The 15854-nt window shown below is 64.4% G+C and carries 20 protein-coding genes; 14 read left to right on the forward strand and 6 right to left on the reverse strand.

The genetic code is table 11. From position 1 onward, the window contains the following. The first annotated feature begins 60 nt into the window (after positions 1–60). The 5 genes from CO731_RS08450 to CO731_RS08470 are packed head-to-tail and all read left to right on the forward strand — an operon-like array spanning position 61 to position 3405. The gene (locus CO731_RS08450) at positions 61–684 is read left to right on the forward strand and encodes a shikimate kinase (RefSeq protein ID WP_108606802.1); all 624 of its coding nucleotides are present in this window, start codon (positions 61–63) and stop codon (positions 682–684) included. Next, complete coding sequence (aroB, locus tag CO731_RS08455) at positions 681–1796, forward strand: 3-dehydroquinate synthase (protein ID WP_108606803.1); 1116 nt, start codon at positions 681–683, stop codon at positions 1794–1796. Before CO731_RS08450 ends, aroB begins: the two co-directional genes overlap by 4 nt. Further along, on the forward strand, positions 1793–2713 hold the full coding sequence (locus CO731_RS08460) for a transporter associated domain-containing protein (RefSeq protein ID WP_108606804.1): 921 nt from the start codon (positions 1793–1795) through the stop codon (positions 2711–2713). Before aroB ends, CO731_RS08460 begins: the two co-directional genes overlap by 4 nt. A gap of 60 nt (positions 2714–2773) precedes the next feature. After that, complete coding sequence (locus CO731_RS08465) at positions 2774–3007, forward strand: type II toxin-antitoxin system Phd/YefM family antitoxin (RefSeq protein WP_108606805.1); 234 nt, start codon at positions 2774–2776, stop codon at positions 3005–3007. Then, positions 3004–3405, forward strand: coding sequence for a type II toxin-antitoxin system VapC family toxin (locus tag CO731_RS08470; RefSeq protein ID WP_108606806.1), 402 nt, complete (start codon positions 3004–3006; stop codon positions 3403–3405). Before CO731_RS08465 ends, CO731_RS08470 begins: the two co-directional genes overlap by 4 nt. A gap of 2 nt (positions 3406–3407) precedes the next feature. Here CO731_RS08470 and CO731_RS08475 read toward each other — a convergent pair whose 3' ends face one another. Beyond that, positions 3408–3710: a BolA family protein gene (locus CO731_RS08475; protein WP_108606807.1), complete on the reverse strand. Its 303-nt coding sequence runs from the start codon at positions 3708–3710 to the stop codon at positions 3408–3410. Between the two features lie 140 nt (positions 3711–3850). On the opposite strand from CO731_RS08475, the gene CO731_RS08480 reads away from it, so the two are divergent. The 5 genes from CO731_RS08480 to CO731_RS08500 all read left to right on the forward strand — a co-directional run bounded on the left by CO731_RS08480 (position 3851) and on the right by CO731_RS08500 (position 8908). Beyond that, positions 3851–4459 carry a J domain-containing protein gene (locus CO731_RS08480; RefSeq protein WP_108606808.1) on the forward strand — a complete coding sequence of 203 codons (609 nt, stop codon included), beginning with the start codon at positions 3851–3853 and terminating at the stop codon, positions 4457–4459. Positions 4460–4575: 116 nt separating this feature from the next. Continuing rightward, positions 4576–5562 carry a cobaltochelatase subunit CobS gene (cobS, locus tag CO731_RS08485; RefSeq protein ID WP_067957584.1) on the forward strand — a complete coding sequence of 329 codons (987 nt, stop codon included), beginning with the start codon at positions 4576–4578 and terminating at the stop codon, positions 5560–5562. Between the two features lie 12 nt (positions 5563–5574). Next, a complete protein-coding gene (gene cobT, locus CO731_RS08490; RefSeq protein WP_108606809.1) occupies positions 5575–7473 on the forward strand; it encodes a cobaltochelatase subunit CobT in 1899 nt (632 codons plus the stop codon). After that, on the forward strand, positions 7470–8489 hold the full coding sequence (locus CO731_RS08495; RefSeq protein ID WP_108606810.1) for an esterase-like activity of phytase family protein: 1020 nt from the start codon (positions 7470–7472) through the stop codon (positions 8487–8489). The genes cobT and CO731_RS08495 overlap by 4 nt, the downstream gene beginning before the upstream one ends. 47 nt (positions 8490–8536) lie before the next feature. Further along, positions 8537–8908 carry a nuclear transport factor 2 family protein gene (locus CO731_RS08500; protein ID WP_159091604.1) on the forward strand — a complete coding sequence of 124 codons (372 nt, stop codon included), beginning with the start codon at positions 8537–8539 and terminating at the stop codon, positions 8906–8908. 156 nt (positions 8909–9064) lie between these two features. On the opposite strand, the gene CO731_RS08505 is transcribed toward CO731_RS08500, so the two are convergent. Next, positions 9065–10171 (reverse strand): saccharopine dehydrogenase family protein, encoded by a 1107-nt coding sequence (locus tag CO731_RS08505; protein WP_108606812.1) that lies wholly within the window; start codon positions 10169–10171, stop codon positions 9065–9067. Positions 10172–10286: 115 nt separating this feature from the next. On the opposite strand from CO731_RS08505, the gene CO731_RS08510 reads away from it, so the two are divergent. Beyond that, positions 10287–10715 (forward strand): Lrp/AsnC family transcriptional regulator, encoded by a 429-nt coding sequence (locus CO731_RS08510; protein WP_108606813.1) that lies wholly within the window; start codon positions 10287–10289, stop codon positions 10713–10715. A 6-nt stretch (positions 10716–10721) separates the two neighbouring features. Here the strand turns inward: CO731_RS08510 and CO731_RS08515 are convergent, their stop codons facing one another. Further along, positions 10722–11405 carry a queuosine precursor transporter gene (locus CO731_RS08515; protein ID WP_108606814.1) on the reverse strand — a complete coding sequence of 228 codons (684 nt, stop codon included), beginning with the start codon at positions 11403–11405 and terminating at the stop codon, positions 10722–10724. Positions 11406–11528: 123 nt separating this feature from the next. Next, positions 11529–11825, reverse strand: coding sequence for a 50S ribosomal protein L28 (rpmB, locus tag CO731_RS08520; protein WP_108606815.1), 297 nt, complete (start codon positions 11823–11825; stop codon positions 11529–11531). Positions 11826–12079: 254 nt separating this feature from the next. Here rpmB and CO731_RS08525 point away from each other — a divergent pair, with 254 nt between their 5' ends. After that, positions 12080–12862, forward strand: coding sequence for a DUF3108 domain-containing protein (locus CO731_RS08525; RefSeq protein ID WP_108606816.1), 783 nt, complete (start codon positions 12080–12082; stop codon positions 12860–12862). 14 nt (positions 12863–12876) lie between these two features. Beyond that, complete coding sequence (locus CO731_RS08530; RefSeq protein WP_108606817.1) at positions 12877–13773, forward strand: EamA family transporter; 897 nt, start codon at positions 12877–12879, stop codon at positions 13771–13773. Here CO731_RS08530 and CO731_RS08535 read toward each other — a convergent pair. Then, positions 13770–14207: a cupin domain-containing protein gene (locus CO731_RS08535; protein ID WP_108606818.1), complete on the reverse strand. Its 438-nt coding sequence runs from the start codon at positions 14205–14207 to the stop codon at positions 13770–13772. The genes CO731_RS08530 and CO731_RS08535 overlap by 4 nt on opposite strands. 3 nt (positions 14208–14210) lie before the next feature. Next, a complete protein-coding gene (gene gloB, locus CO731_RS08540) occupies positions 14211–14978 on the reverse strand; it encodes a hydroxyacylglutathione hydrolase (protein ID WP_108606819.1) in 768 nt (255 codons plus the stop codon). Between the two features lie 107 nt (positions 14979–15085). Here gloB and CO731_RS08545 point away from each other — a divergent pair, with 107 nt between their 5' ends. Further along, positions 15086–15853 carry a methyltransferase domain-containing protein gene (locus CO731_RS08545; RefSeq protein ID WP_108606820.1) on the forward strand — a complete coding sequence of 256 codons (768 nt, stop codon included), beginning with the start codon at positions 15086–15088 and terminating at the stop codon, positions 15851–15853. Position 15854 lies beyond the last annotated feature (1 nt).

Here is a 15854-nt window from a genome sequence, read left to right on the forward strand (position 1 = left end):
GGCGCCCTGCGCTTGACGCAACGGGGCTTTTCATGTCGATACGCCGGCGAAAGGGACGCCATGACACCCGACGAGCAGACTCCATTTCCGGACGGTTCGACAAGTGCCCTGCTTGAACGGCTCGGCACGCGCTCGATCGTCTTTGTCGGTCTGATGGGCGCGGGCAAGACCGCCATCGGCCGCAAGGTCTCCCAGGTGCTCGGTCTCCGCTTCATCGACAGCGACCACGAGATCGAAAGCGTGTCGCGGATGACGATCCCCGAGCTGTTCGAACGCTACGGCGAAGCCGAGTTTCGCGCGCTCGAGCAGCGCGTCATCGGCCGGGTGCTGGAAAGCGGCCCGCAGGTGCTGTCGACCGGCGGCGGCGCCTTCATGAATGCGCATACGCGTTCGGCCATTGCCGCGCACGGCGTCTCGGTCTGGCTCAAGGCCGATCTCGACCTGCTGATGGAGCGCGTTTCCAAGAAGCAGAACCGGCCGCTGCTGCAGAACGCCGACCCGCGCGCCGTGCTGGCCAAGCTGATGGACGAGCGCTACCCGGTCTATGCAGTTGCCGATCTCGCCGTGGCGACGCGCGACGACCGCAAGGAAGCGATCGCCAGCGAGGTCATCGAAGCGCTTTGCAACCATCTCGGCGTGCCCGGCAGCATACACGTATCGGAAGTCTCGGAGGATCACGAATGACAGGCACCGTCACAGTCGAAGTCGGGCTTGGCGACCGCGCCTATGACATCCTGATCGGCCCGGGCCTGATTGCGCGTGGCGCGGAGCTGATCCAGAAACGCTTGCCAAAGGCGCGCACGGCCATCGTCACTGACGAAAACGTCGCTGCCGCCCATCTCGGGCCGTTGATCGAAAGCCTCACGGCTGTCGGCAACGCGCCTGCCGTGATCAAGCTCCCAGCGGGCGAAAAGACGAAAAGCTTCGATTCGCTGGAAACCGTGGTCGACCAGATCATCGCCGCCCGCCTCGAACGCGGCGACGCGGTGATTGCGCTCGGCGGCGGCGTCATCGGCGATCTCACCGGCTTCGCGGCCGGCATCGTTCGCCGCGGCATGAATTTCGTCCAGATGCCGACCTCGCTTCTGGCACAGGTTGATTCGTCGGTCGGCGGCAAGACCGGCATCAACAGCCCGCGCGGCAAAAACCTGATCGGCGTGTTCCATCAGCCGAAGCTGGTGCTGGCCGATACCGCCGCCCTCGACACGCTGCCACTGCGCGAATTCCGCGCCGGTTATGCCGAAGTCGCCAAATACGGCCTGATCGACAGGCCGGACTTCTTCGCCTGGTTGGAAAGCAACTGGCAGGAGGTCTTTTCCGGCGGCCCGGCTCGCATCGAGGCCATCGCCCAATCCTGCCGCGCCAAGGCCGATGTCGTCGCACGCGACGAGTTCGAGACCGGCGACCGTGCACTGCTCAATCTGGGCCACACCTTCGGCCACGCGCTCGAAGCCGCGACCGCTTATGACGGCGCGCGGCTCGTCCATGGCGAGGGCGTCGCCATCGGCATGGCGCTGGCGCATCGCTTCTCGGCCCGCCTCAACCTCGCGAGCCCGGACGATGCGGCGCGCGTCGAGGCGCATCTTCGCGACGTCGGCCTGCCGTGGCGCATGGCCGACATCCCGGGCAGCCTGCCCGACGCCGATGCGCTGTTCAACTTCATCACCCAGGACAAGAAGGTGTCGCGCGGCGCGTTGACCTTCATCCTGACGCGCGGAATCGGCCAGTCCTTTATCGCCAAGGACGTGCCGGCTTCGGAGGTCGTGTCCTTCCTCAAGGAGAATCACCCGGGATGAGCGAAGCAGGCTGGATCGCCGCGGCAGTTCTTGGGGGGCTGATGCTTGCCGTCCTGGCGTTCCGTGACCGCCTGCTCGCGTCGCTGGGCTACGAGTTGATCGCACTGTCGCCCCCGCGTTCCGCTCATGACGAGCTGCGCGGCGCCGTCGACGAATTCCATCGCGACGGCCAGGTGGTGAAGCAGGACCGCGACCAGGTCGGTGGCCTGCTCGACCTGCACGAGCTCGAAGTCTCCGACGTCATGGTCCATAGAACGGCCATGCGGTCGGTCAATGCCGACATCGCATCCGAGGCGCTGGTGCGCGAGATTCTGCAGAGCCCATATACGCGGATGCCGCTGTGGCGCGGCTCGCTCGACAACATCGTCGGCGTCGTTCACGCCAAGGATCTGCTGCGTGCCCTGAACGACGTCGAGGGCGACTACAGCAGGGTCGACGTGCCGAAAGTCGCCTCGAAGCCCTGGTTCGTGCCCGACACGACGACACTTCAGGAGCAACTCAACGCCTTTTTGCGCCGAAAGGCGCATTTCGCCATCGTCGTCGACGAATATGGCGAGGTCGAAGGGCTGGTGACGCTCGAAGACATCATCGAGGAGATCGTCGGCGAGATCGCCGACGAGCATGACATCGACGTCCAGGGCGTCAAGCAGGAGGCCGACGGCTCCGTGGTGGTCGACGGCACGGTGCCGATTCGCGACCTCAACCGTGCGCTCGACTGGCACCTGCCCGACGACGAGGCGACGACGATCGCCGGGCTTGTCATTCACGAGACCCAGTCGATCCCCGAGGAAAAGCAGGCATTTACCTTCCACGGCAAGCGCTTCATCGTCATGAAGCGCGACAAGAACCGGCTGGCGCGGATCAGGATCAGGCCGGCAGTGGTGGAGCCGCAGCAAGCGACGCAAACGCCTCGCTGACCATAGTCATTGACCATAGTCATTTCTGTACTATCTTGAAGGTGTGCAGGAGGTACGTTGATGGTTGTCCGCGTGTCAAAATCTCAGTTCAAGGCAAAGGCGCTGGAGTTGTTTCGTGAAATCGAAGCGACCGGCGAGCCACTGATCGTCACTGATCACGGTGAGCCGAAGCTTGAAATCCGACGACTTGATCGAAAACACCGCAATCCGCTCGATCTTCTGAAGGGGTCGGTGCAGCGCTATGACAATCCTTTTGAACCAGTTGGCGTGGCGGACTGGGACGCCCTGAAATGATCGTCCTGGACACTCACGCCCTCGTCTGGTGGGCTGGCAGCGATGGCTCCAGGCTGTCTGCCGCGGCGCGGCAAGTCATTGAAAGCGCATTGAACGACCATGAAGGCGTAGTGGCCTCGGAGATTTCCGCATGGGAGATCGCCATGCTGGTTTCAAAAGGCAAACTCGAACTGTCCATGGATGTGTCGCACTGGCTGGATATCGTCAGTGAAATTGAAGGTTTTCGCTTCATCCCCGTCGACAACAGGGTAGCGGTGAACAGCGTCATGTTGCCTGGTGAATTCCACGCGGATCCGGCCGATCGGATGATCGTGGCGCTGGCGCGTGAACTTGCTGCCCCGCTGGTTACCGCGGATAGCAAGATAACGCGCTACCCGCATGTCGTAACCGTCTGGTAATCCTACCAGCGCGTCTGTTCGCCCGGTGCCGCCGGCTCGATCGCCAGCGCATGCAGGCCGGCCTTGAGTTCGGCGGAGAGCGCCTCGTTGACCGCGCGGTGGCGGTCGATACGGTTCATGCCGGCGAAGCCGGGTGCGACGATGCGGATGCGGAAGTGCGTCTCGCCGGAACCGTCGAACACCGCTTCATGGCCGCCGTCGACATGGTGATGGCCGGCGTGCAGGTGGCTTTCGTTGAGGACGACGAGCCGTTCCGGCGAAAATGCCTTGTTCAGCTTGTCTTCGATGGTCGCCTGTATGGACATCGGTTTCGCCTTTCACCACATGTGTCGCTGCGGCATTCGCGCCATCGGGCGCAATTGAGCCGCAAATCAGGCGTTAGGGCCAACATCCTCGAAATGTCAATTCTTGTTTCGCCGCGCCAAGAGGCGGTAAATACCATTAGATGAAGCCGTATCCGAAATATTTCGACAAGATCCGCGTCCGGCCCGATCCGGAAGCGGAGGTGAAGTCGCGCGCCCCGGCCTGCCAGTGGGACGGCTGCAAGCAGCCCGGCACGCACAAGGCGCCGGTCGGCCGCATGAAGGAAGGCGAGTATTTCCAGTTCTGCTTCGACCACGTGCGCGAGTACAACAAGGGCTTCAATTATTTCTCCGGCCTCGCCGACGGTGAGATCGCGCGCTTCCAGAAGGAGGCGATGACGGGCCACAGGCCGACCTGGACCATGGGTTCCAACAGTGCGGCGCGTTCGGCGCCCGACTTCGCCCAGCAGCGCTCGGGCCGCGCCGGCTACCACAACCGCATGCGCGATCCGCACAACATGTTCGGCACTGCCGGCGCGCCGCGACAGCGCAAGGCCAAGCCCCTCGAGGCCAAGGCGCTGGAGACGCTTGGGCTGGATTCGAAAGCGACTGGCGCCGACATCAAGGCGCGCTACAAGGAACTGGTGAAACGCCACCATCCCGACGCCAATGGCGGCGATCGGGGTTCGGAGGACCGCTTCAGGGATGTGCTCCAGGCATATCGCGTGCTCAAGCAAGCGGGATTGTGTTGAGCCAGCCGCGGCCGCGGCCTTTTTCCAACTTTCATCTGGTCGGAAAAGGCTTTAAGACCGCCCCCGAAGAAATTTTCGATTGCCGGCGTAGCTGAGGCTTCGCGCGTGGAGACGCTATGAACAAGGTCGATCGCGACATCACCAATCTGCCGGACACGACAGTGTCGGTGAAAGACACTTTCGGCTTCGATTCGAAGATGGTCGTGCCGGCCTATTCGGCGTCGTCGGAGCATGTGCCGGACATCGATCCGGACTATCTGTTCGACAAGGCGACGACGATGGCGATCCTCGCCGGCTTTGCCTACAACCGCCGCGTCATGGTGTCGGGCTATCACGGCACCGGCAAGTCGACCCACATCGAGCAGGTCGCAGCCCGCCTCAACTGGCCGATGGTCCGCGTCAACCTCGACAGTCATGTCAGCCGTATCGACCTCGTCGGCAAGGACGCCATCGTCGTCAAGGAAGGCATGCAGGTCACCGAGTTCAAGGACGGCATCCTGCCTTGGGCCTACCAGCACAATGTCGCGCTGTGCTTCGACGAGTACGATGCCGGGCGTCCTGACGTGATGTTCGTCATCCAGCGCGTGCTCGAATCGTCGGGCCGCCTGACCCTGCTCGACCAGAGCCGCGTCATCCGTCCGCACCCCGCGTTCCGCCTGTTCGCCACCGCCAACACCGTTGGCCTCGGCGACACGACCGGCCTCTATCACGGCACGCAGCAGATCAACCAGGCACAGATGGACCGCTGGTCGATCGTGACGACGCTGAACTACCTGCCGCACGACAACGAAGTGAACATCGTCATTGCCAAGGCCAAGCATTACCGCGACGCCAAGGGCAAGGAGATCGTCAACAAGATGGTCCGCGTTGCCGACATGACGCGTTCGGCCTTCATCAACGGCGACCTGTCGACCGTGATGAGCCCGCGTACCGTCATCACCTGGGCCGAGAACGCCGAGATTTTCGGCGATGTCGGCATGGCGTTCCGGCTGACCTTCCTCAACAAGTGCGACGAACTCGAACGCTCCGTCGTTGCCGAGTTCTACCAGCGCGCCTTCGGCGAGGACCTGCCCGAATCAGCCGCCAACGTCGTGCTGGGATAAGAACAGGCTCAGATGGCGGGGCCGGGCGACAACACGCGCAACAAATCGAAGACAGGCTCGGAAGCTGACAGCTTCAAGCGTGCCGTGACCGTCTCCATGCGCGCCATTTCGGGCGACAACGAGCTCGAAGTGGCATTCGCCAAGGAGCGGCCGGCACTTGCCGGCAATCGCGCCCGCCTGCCAGAACTGCCCAAGAAGGCTTCGGCCAGCGACATTGCCGTCACCCGCGGACTCGGCGATTCCATGGCGCTCAAGCGCGCCTGCCACGACACCCGCATCCACGCCCGTCTTGCGCCCGAGGGCAAGCAGGCCCGCGCCGTCTTCGACGCCGTCGAACAGGCCCGCGTCGAGGCGATCGGCAGCCGTGCCATGGCCGGCGTTGCCCAGAACATCACCTCGATGCTCGAGGACAAATACGCCAAGGCCAATCTGGCCGAGGTCACCGAACAGTCCGAAGCGCCGCTCGAGGAAGCCTTGGCGCTGATGGTGCGCGAGAAATTGACCGGCCAGCCCGTTCCCAAGAGCGGCGAGCGCATGGTCGAGCTCTGGCGCTCATGGGTCGAGGACAAGGCCGGCGGGGATTTCGAGGGGCTGCTCGGCAGCCTGGAAGACCAGCAGGCCTTCGCCCGGATGGTCCGCCACATGCTCGCTTCGCTGGAAATGGCCGAGGAATACGGCGACGACCAGGAAACCGAGGACAACGAGGACCAGGACGACGATCAGCCGCAAGGCGAGGAGCAGAGCGAGGACGGCGGCGAGGACGATTCAGGCGCCGACCAGTCGCAGTCCGATGAGGCCGAATCCTCTGCCGAAGAGGAGCCGTCAGGCGAGATGGAGGCGTCCGACGCCACGTCCGACGACATGTCCGACGACGACGATGTCGATTCGGAGACGCCGGGCGAGGCGCGCCGCCAGGACAATCCTTTCGCCAACCTGCCCAGGGAGATCGACTACAAGGTCTTCACCAACGCCTTCGACGAGACGGTGGGTGCCGAAGAGCTGTGCGACGAGGACGAACTCGATCGTCTGCGCGCCTTCCTCGACAAGCAGCTCGCCAACCTGTCGGGCGTGGTCGGCCGCCTGGCCAACCGCCTGCAGCGCCGCCTGATGGCGCAGCAGAACCGTTCCTGGGACTTCGACCTGGAAGAGGGCTACCTCGATCCGGCACGGCTCGTGCGCGTCGTCATAGACCCGATGCAGCCGCTGTCGTTCAAGCAGGAGCGCGATACCAAGTTCCGCGACACCGTCGTCACGCTGGTGCTCGACAATTCCGGCTCGATGCGCGGCCGGCCGATCACGGTTGCCGCAACCTGCGCCGACATCCTGGCGCGCACGCTGGAACGCTGCGGCGTCTCGGTGGAGATCCTCGGCTTCACCACGCGTGCGTGGAAGGGTGGGCAGGCGCGCGAGAAATGGCTGAAGGACGGCAAGCCGCCAAATCCCGGCCGCCTCAACGATCTGCGCCACATCATCTACAAGAGCGCCGACGCGCCCTGGCGGCGTTCACGGCGCAATCTCGGCCTGATGATGCGCGAGGGCCTGCTCAAGGAAAACATCGACGGCGAGGCGCTGCTGTGGGCGCACCAGCGCCTGATCGCGCGGCCCGAACAGCGCAAGATCCTGATGATGATCTCGGACGGCGCCCCGGTCGACGACTCGACGCTGTCGGTCAACCCCGGCAACTATCTCGAGCGCCACCTGCGCGCGGTCATCGACCTGATCGAGACCCGCTCGCCGGTCGAGCTTCTGGCCATCGGCATCGGCCACGACGTCACGCGCTACTATCGTCGTGCCGTCACCATCGTCGATGCCGAGGAACTGGCGGGTGCCATGACCGAGCAGCTTGCCTCGCTGTTTGGCGAAGAGAGCGCCCGCGAGAACCGCCGCGGCGGCTTCCGGCGCGCCGGATGATCCTGTCCGCGGCCCGCCTGCGGCACATTGCTTGCGCTGCTGTGGCGGCGCTTACCCTTTCCACGTCGCTCACCGCCTCATCGCGGGCCGAGCAACCCGCCATCGAACGCATCGAGATTTCCGCGCGCCCGATCGCCCGGTTCCAGATCGGCCTCGACCAGAAGATGTTCGGCCCGCTGGAGTTCGTCGGCGGCCTCGAACTGACCTCGTCGTCGCGCAATCTGGGCGCGCTGTCGGCGTTCCGCTTCCTCAAGCCGGGAAGCGACTTCATCGGCGTCGCCGACACCGGTTTCTGGTTCTTCGGCCGGATTTCCCGCGACGCCGCCTTGCGGCCTGCGGGCGTCGAGAATTTCAGCATGGTCCAGATGGTCGACGCCTCGGGCAATGCCATTGAAAAGAAGTGGATGGCCGACGCCGAGGGGCTTGCCGTCAGGGACGGCATCGCCACCGTCGGCTTCGAGCGTACCCACCGTATCGCCCAGTTCCGCATCGACCCCGCCAACATGAAGCCGGCGTTGCGCGAACTCGACTTCCTGGTACCGCGCAACGAACTGCGCCAGAACCGCGGCTTCGAGACCGTGGCCTATTCCGCCGAGAAGGGCGGGCTGGTGGTGGTGTCGGAAAAGAGCCTCGATCCGGCCGGCAACATCTTTGCCGCCATCATCGAGGGACCACAGAAGGGCATCTTCACCGTCAAGCGCGACGGCGAGTTCGACATCACCGATGGTGCCTTCCTGCCCGGCGGCGACCTGTTGCTGCTGGAGCGCAGCTTCTCGATGGCCTCAGGGGTCAAGATGCGGCTCAGGCGCATCGCTTCCGCCAGCATTGCCAAGGGCCAGGTTGCCGACGGCCAGGTGCTGCTGGAAGCCAACATGGGCTACCAGATCGACAATATGGAAGGACTCGACGTCTGGCAGCGCAGCGACGGCGCGCTGATGGTGTCGCTGATCTCCGACGACAACCACTCGATCCTGCAGCGCAATCTCTACCTGGAATTCATCCTGCACGGCGATTGACCGGCGATTTTTCGCTATGGTCGATGCTTGCGATGCAGGAGCCGGCCATGTCGTCCGATGCCACCAGCCTCATTGACCGCTACTGCGCGGTCTGGAACGAACCCGACCCGGTGCGGCGCAAGGCGTCGCTCGAAGCTGTCTGGGCCGAGGGGGCGACATACACCGACCCGCGTGCCGACGCTGTCGGCGCAGACGAACTGCTGGCCCATATCGCAAACATTAGGGCTGGCCGCCCCGGCGCGGTGATCGTCCGTACGAGCGCGGTCGACCTTCACCACTGCATCGCACGTTTCGGATGGCGTGTCGTCGAGGCTGACGGCACACCGCTGCCCGAAGGGATCGATGTCGCCTTCCTGACGCCAGACGGTGAGCGTATCGAGCGTATCGTCGGCTTTTTCGGGCCGATGATGCCGATCTGATGTCGGTCGCTGGAGAAAGAGGGAGCCGCGTCTGCCCAGGCCCGCGCTCCCGCTGAACCCCACGCGAAATGCAAAAAAAAGCGAGGGGTCCCCCAACCCCTCGCTGCCCATAATTCTTGGCCTCCGGAGCATCCTCTCCGTGAGGCGACCGGCGGATCAGGCCGCCAGGTGCGCGGTGCCTGCCTGGGCGTAGTTGTGGCCGAAGCGGTTGGCCAGGAAAGCGTCGAGTGCGATGTCTTCCTGGCGGATGAAGCCTTGCTGCGGCAGCGCGCCGGAAGCGAGCATGTCGAGCACCGAGCAGATGCCTGACGCAGTGGTAATCTGGATGGCGCTGCGCGTCACCTTGCCCATCTGGCGGCTGTAGATCTTGTTGGCATAGCTTTCCTGCAGCAGGCGACCGCCCTTGCGGCCGCTGACGGTGACGAAGATCACCACCACGTCCTGCATTGTGGCCGGAAGCGAGTTCTCCAGGATGTCCTTGAGCACGTCGCGGCGGTGGCGCAGGCCGAGGTCGTTGAGCAGCGCCTTCATTATCGCGGCGTGGCCGGGATAGCGGATGGTGCGGTAGTTCAGCGTGCGCACCTTGCCCTTGTAGGTCTCGCACAGCGTGCCGAGACCGCCCGAGGTGTTGAACGCCTCATAGGTGATGCCGTCGAGCGAGAACTCCTCGCGCTCCTCGAGCGGCGGCACTTCGACGAGCGAGCCTTCAACGATCGCCTCGCAGGGCTCGCAATATTCGTTGATGACGCCGTCGGTGCTCCAGGTCAGGTTGTAGTTGAGCGCATTCGACGGGTACTGCGGCAGGGCGCCGACGCGCATGCGCACGCTTTCCAGCGTGTCGAAGCGCTTGGCAAGGTCGTTGGCGACGATGGAGATGAAGCCCGGCGCCAGGCCGCATTGCGGGATGAAGGCGCTCTTGGCGGTGACGGCCAGTTCCCTGACGATGCGCGTCGAGGCGACGTCCTCGGTCAGGTCGAGATAGTGCACGCCGGCCTTGGCGGCGGCCTCGGCGATGCGCGTGGTGAGGTGGAAGGGGGCCGCCGAAAGCACGGCGAATTTGCCGGCCAGTACGGCGTCGAGCGCGCCGGCTTCCGCGATTTCGACCTTTAGCGTCTCGACGGGGTTGCCGGTTTCGAGCGAATCGAGGGCCGTCTGCGAGCGGTCGACCACGGTCACCTGGTAATCGCCCGTTTCAGCCAACATGTCGGCGATGGTCGAGCCGATCTTGCCTGCGCCTACGACAACGATCTGTTTCATGGTCATGTCCCCTGCAATTGGATCTCGCGCGGATTCTATGCCTGCCTGCTGTCGAAAGGCAGTATCGATATTGCCGAAAAGCCGATATGATTTGAGCAATTCGCCGAAGAGATTTGTTGAAATGACGAACGATGCCGACCGCGCCCTGATTGCCCTGCTGCGCGAAAATGCCCGCGCCTCGACCGCTGAACTGGCACGCAAGCTCGGCGTGTCGCGGACGACGGTGCAAAGCCGCATCGAGCGGCTGGAACAGCGCGGGGTGATATCGGGCTACAGCGTCAAGCTGTCGGCGGACTACGAGAGGAATCTCGTCCGCGCCCACATATTGGTGACGGCTTTGCCTAAGGTGTCGGCGGCGGTCGAGGCGGTGCTGCGGCGCATCCCCGAGGTCAGGACGCTGCACTCGGTCAGCGGCAACTTCGACATGATCGTGGTGGTGGAGGCCCCGTCGGTGCAGGACCTCGATACGCTGATCGACCGCATCGGTGCGCTCGACGGCGTCGAACGCACCCTGTCGTCGATCATCCTGTCGACGCGAATCGACAGATAGGGCTGTCTAGTTGGCGGCCAGCGCAGGTTGGCTCCAGCGCGTGGCGATCAGCCGGTAGGGGATCAGCGCGAAGACGGCGATCAACAGCTTCACGATCAGGTCGCCAAGCGCCCAGGAAACCCAGCGAGGGGCTTCGGTGGCCATGATGCCGAACAGCGGCGCCGGTTCGATCGCGAAGGCGTCCTCGGGGCCGAGGAAGGCGAAGGCTGCGGCGAAGGCGACGCCGAAGAAGATCGCCGTGTCGAACACCGAGCCGACCAGCGTGCCGAAGATCGGTGCGCGCCACCAGCTCTGCCGGCGCAGCCAGTTGAACACCGTGACGTCGAGCAGCTGAGCGGTCAGGAAGGCGGTGCCGGAGGCCACCGCGATGCGGGCCAGGCGATCGGCGGCAGTGTCGAACGGAATGAGTCCGTAACGGAACAGGACCGGCGGAATGACGATCGAGCAGATCACCGCGATCATGAAACCGACGAAGACGATCCGCCGCGCCAGCTTCGGCCCGTAGCGGCGATTGGCGAGGTCGGTGACCAGGAACGAGAAGGGATAGGTGAAGGCGCCCCAGGTCAGGATGTCGGCCAGCGCCAGCGATCCGACCTGTCCCTGCATCGGGAACTGGACGAGAATGTTGGAGGCGACGACGACAAGCGCCATGGCCGCCACGAAAGGCAGATATTTTGAACCGGAGTTCATTTTTTTATCCTGGGTAATGGAACCAGCGGTACGGGCGTCGCCCGGGCGGATTTGGTCGGAGCCTCTATCGTCCTTGCGGCGCGCAGAGGCTCCAGGCGGTCGTCCCCCGCCTTGATTCGTCGATTAGGCTGCAGCCTGCTCGGCGGTCTTCTTGGCGATCTGCTTCTTGAGCAGGCGCGCGCGCTGCGACAGCTCTTCGGCGTCAGCCTTGATCAGGAAGGCGTCGAGGCCACCGCGATGCTCGACCGAACGCAGGGCGTTGGCCGAAATGCGCAGGCGCACGTTCTGGTTCAGCGTCTCGGAGATGAGCGTGACGTTGACCAGGTTCGGCAGGAAGCGACGACGGGTCTTGTTGTTGGCGTGGCTCACATTGTTGCCGGTCATGACGGCTTTGCCGGTGAGTTCGCAAGCGCGGGACATGTTACTTACCTTCAGTTCTGGCGGACCAAGCGACGATAACGCACCGATTAAGGATGGCGCGCGGTCTCAGTCAGGCGGCCTCATGGAAAAAGTTGGCGTTCCATAGGTGTATTTGGCTGACGCGTCAAGCGTCCCGGTGGTTTCGGGGCGTTGTCCCCAACTCCACAGAATGGCCGGAATTGGTTCTATAACCGATTGCAAGGGACACGAACAGCCGGAAGTCAGCTTCCGCTGACGATGAGGTGTTCCCTACAATGCCGCGCCTTTCGCCTATCCTGCTTGCTTTCGCTCTCGCCATGCTGCCCTCGCAATCGCCGGCGGCGGCCAAATCCTTCAGCGGCGACTATTCGCTGTCCTTCCTCGGTATTCCGGTTGCCAAGGCCACCTTCGACAGCCGCTACGATGGCGATTCCTACGAGGTGACGGGCAAGGTCTCCAGCGCCGGACTTGCTGCATTCTTCGACGACACCCGCGGCACGATCTCGTCGCGCGGCAGCTTTGGCGAAGGCCGCACCCGCCCGCGCGCCTTCCGTGCCGACTATGTCTCGGGCAAGGTCAACTCGCTCGTCGATGTCCGCTTCTCCGGCGATCAAGTCAGCCGCAGCGAGGTCGTGCCGCCGCCCAGGAAACGCGGCAAGACCTGGATTCCGCTCGGAGCGGGCGACCTTCGCGCCGTCGCCGATCCGATTGCCGCCACGATCATCCGTGCCCCCGGCCTCGACAAGGTCTGCGGCCGGACGGTCAAGATGTACGATGGCGAGTTGCGTGCCGACCTCAGGCTGACCGAGGTTTCGCGCAAGAAGATGTCGGTCAAGGGTTTCTCCGGCGACACGGTCACCTGCCGCATGGGTTTCCAGCCGGTCTCGGGCTACCGCACCGACAAGAAGGCGCTGACCTTCCTGCGTGACCGCAGCCGCATCATGGTGACGTTTGCGCCGCTCGGCGAAACCGGGGTATATGCGCCCATCTACGCCACCGTCAGCACGGAGATCGGCACGATCACGGTGAAGGCACGGCGGTTCGAAGCGACCGATTAGACCGGGAGGGGTAAGTGGGGCGCGCGACTTTGATCGGATTTTCGGCAGTCGCCATGTGGGCACTGCTGGCGCTGCTGACCGACGCTTCGGGCTCGGTGCCGCCTTTCCTGCTTTCGGCCATCACCTTTGCCATCGGCACCTGCGTCGGCCTCGTGGCCCGACTGTTCATGGCCAAGCCTGAGAAGGCCGAGAGAATTCCGCCGCAGGTCTGGGTGATCGGCATTGCCGGGCTGTTCGGCTACCATTTCTTCTACTTCACGGCGCTGCGCAACGCGCCGGCGGTCGAGGCCAGCCTGATCGCCTATCTCTGGCCGCTGTTCATCGTGCTGGGCTCGGCCCTGATGCCAGGCGAGCGGTTGCGCTGGAACCACATCGCCGGCGCGCTGCTCGGCCTTGCCGGCACCTTCCTTATCGTCACCAAGGGTGGCGGGCTCGCCTTCGACGCGCAATACAGCTTCGGCTACGCCATGGCCTTCGCCTGCGCCTTCCTGTGGTCGGGCTATTCGCTGCTATCGCGCCGCTTCCCGTCGGTGCCGACGACAATCGTCACCTGGTTCTGCCTGGCAACGTCGGTGCTGTCGCTTGTCTGCCATCTGGCGCTGGAAGAGACCGTGCTGCCGGCTAATGCCGGCCAGTGGCTTGCCGTGCTCGGCCTTGGCCTGATGCCGGTCGGTGCGGCCTTCTATGCCTGGGATATCGGCGTCAAGCGCGGCAACATTCAGGTGTTGGGGGCGGCGAGCTATGCCGCGCCGCTATTGTCGACGCTGGTGCTGATCGCAGCCGGCTTCGCCGAGCCAAGCTTGCGCATCCTGGCGGCTTGCGTGCTCATCACCGGCGGTGCGGTGCTGGCAGCCAAATCGCTGATCTTCGGCGGGCGCAAGGGGACGGCAGCAGACGGGGTAGGGGCTTAGTCCGGCTTGGGCTCCCAGCCGGGTTCGGCCAGTTCGAACTGGGCGAAATCGAAGCCGGGCGAGACCGTGCAGCCGACCAGCGTCCAGTCGCCGAGGCAACGCGCGGCCTGCCACCAGCCCGCAGGCACGACGCATTGCGGGCGTTCTCCTGCCGCAATGTTGGTGCCGAGCGTCTGGGCGACGGTTCCGCCGCCCTCCCGATGCAGCCTGAGCTCGATCGGTGCGCCGGCATGATAGTGCCATATCTCGGCGGCATCCCTGACCCGGTGCCAGTGCGAGACATCGCCATTTTCCAGTAGGAAGTAGATTGCCGTCGAGTGGCCGCGCGCACCCTGCGGCCCGCCCTCGGGATTGTCGCGAAAGGTCTCGACATACCAGCCGCCCTCGGGATGGCGGCGCATGCCGAGCAGCGCGATGATCTCGGCGGCCAGCATCGCTCAGAAATTGTCCTTGCGCTTGCGGATCTCGGCAAACACATCGACATCCGAGGCCTTTTCCATGCCGAGATGCTTGCGCACACCAGGATCGGCCCAGCGCAGGAACGGGTTGGTCGCCAGTTCCTCGCCGATGGTCGTCGGCAGCGTCGGCTTGCCGTCGGTCCGCAGCGCCTCGATCTTTTCGGAGCGGGCCCGCAACGCGGCATTGTCCGGGTCGATGGTCAGGGCGAAGCGGGCGTTGGACAGCGTGTATTCATGGCCGCAATAGATCACCGTGTCGGCGGGCAGGGCGGCAAGTTTCTTCAGTGATTCGAACATGACCGGCGCCGGGCGCTCGAACAGCCGGCCGCAGCCGAGCGCAAACAGCGTGTCGGCCGTGAAGGCGATCTTCGACTTCGGCAGGTGGTAGCAGACATGGCCGGCGGTGTGGCCGGGGGTCTCGATGACCTCGATGGTCTCGTTGCCGAAGGGAATCACCGAACCTTGCTCGACCGTGTCGTCAATGCCGGGAATTTTGTCGCGCTCGGCCTCGGGGCCGACGATACGCAGCTTGTAGCGCTGCTTGAGCGCCAGATTGGCTTCGACATGGTCTGCGTGATGATGGGTCGTCAGGATCATCGACGGCGTCCAGCCGCTGTGTTCGATCGCCGAAAGGATCGGTGCCTCCTCCGGCGCGTCGACGATCGCCGTCTCGCCGCTCTCGCGGTCGTGCAACAGCGCCCCGAAATTGTCGGTGCGGCACATGAAAAGTCTGATCTCGACCGGCATCGCAAAACTCCACTTCTGGCGGGAACGATAGGGCGCGCGTCAGGCGCTGTCACCCCAATTGGGGCGGGGTCGTTGAAGTCGGCCGTGCGCGCGTCTACGTTCCGGTGATGAATTCCGACATCGTCGACCTTCGCTCGTTCTACTCGACACCGCTCGGCCGCCTGGCCGAGCAGTCGATCACCATGGGGTTGTCGTCGGTGTGGGCAGGCCTACCCAACGAGCGGCTGGTCGGGCTCGGCTACACGCTGCCCTGGCTCGACCGCTTCGGCAGCGATGCCGAGCGGGTCTTCGCCTTCATGCCGGCAACGCAGGGCGCGGTCGTGTGGCCGGCGAATGGCCCGTCGTCGACGGCGCTTGTCTTCGACGAGGAACTGCCGCTTGTCGATTCCTCGATCGACCGGGTGCTGCTCGTCCATTCGCTCGAACATGCCGAGAGCCCGCGCGAGACGCTGAAGGAGATCTGGCGCGTGCTGTCGCCGGCCGGGCGCATCGTCATCGTCGTGCCCAACCGGCGCGGCGTCTGGGCCCGTTTCGAGCACACGCCGTTCGGGACCGGCCGTCCGTTCTCCTCCGGTCAGCTCAACGAGCTTCTGCGCGAGGCCAATTTCACTGTGTCGGCGTGGTCGGACGCGCTGCATTTCCCGCCGTCGCGGCGCAAGTGGATGATGAAGTTCGACCACCTGTTCGAACGCGCCGGTCGTCGCCTGTGGCCGATCTTCTCAGGCGTCATCGTGGTCGAGGCGCAAAAGCGCGTCTACCAGGGCATCCCGGTGGCGCAGCGCGCCTCGCGCCGCGTGTTCATGCCGGTGCTGTCGCCCAGCGGCGCCACGCGCGGCTTTCCTGCCTTGCGGCGCGGCGACGAGCGTGGCGGCTGAG

Origin of the sequence: Aminobacter sp. MSH1, from assembly GCF_003071665.1 — a bacterium.
GTDB classification, from domain to species: Bacteria; Pseudomonadota; Alphaproteobacteria; order Rhizobiales; family Rhizobiaceae; genus Aminobacter; species Aminobacter niigataensis.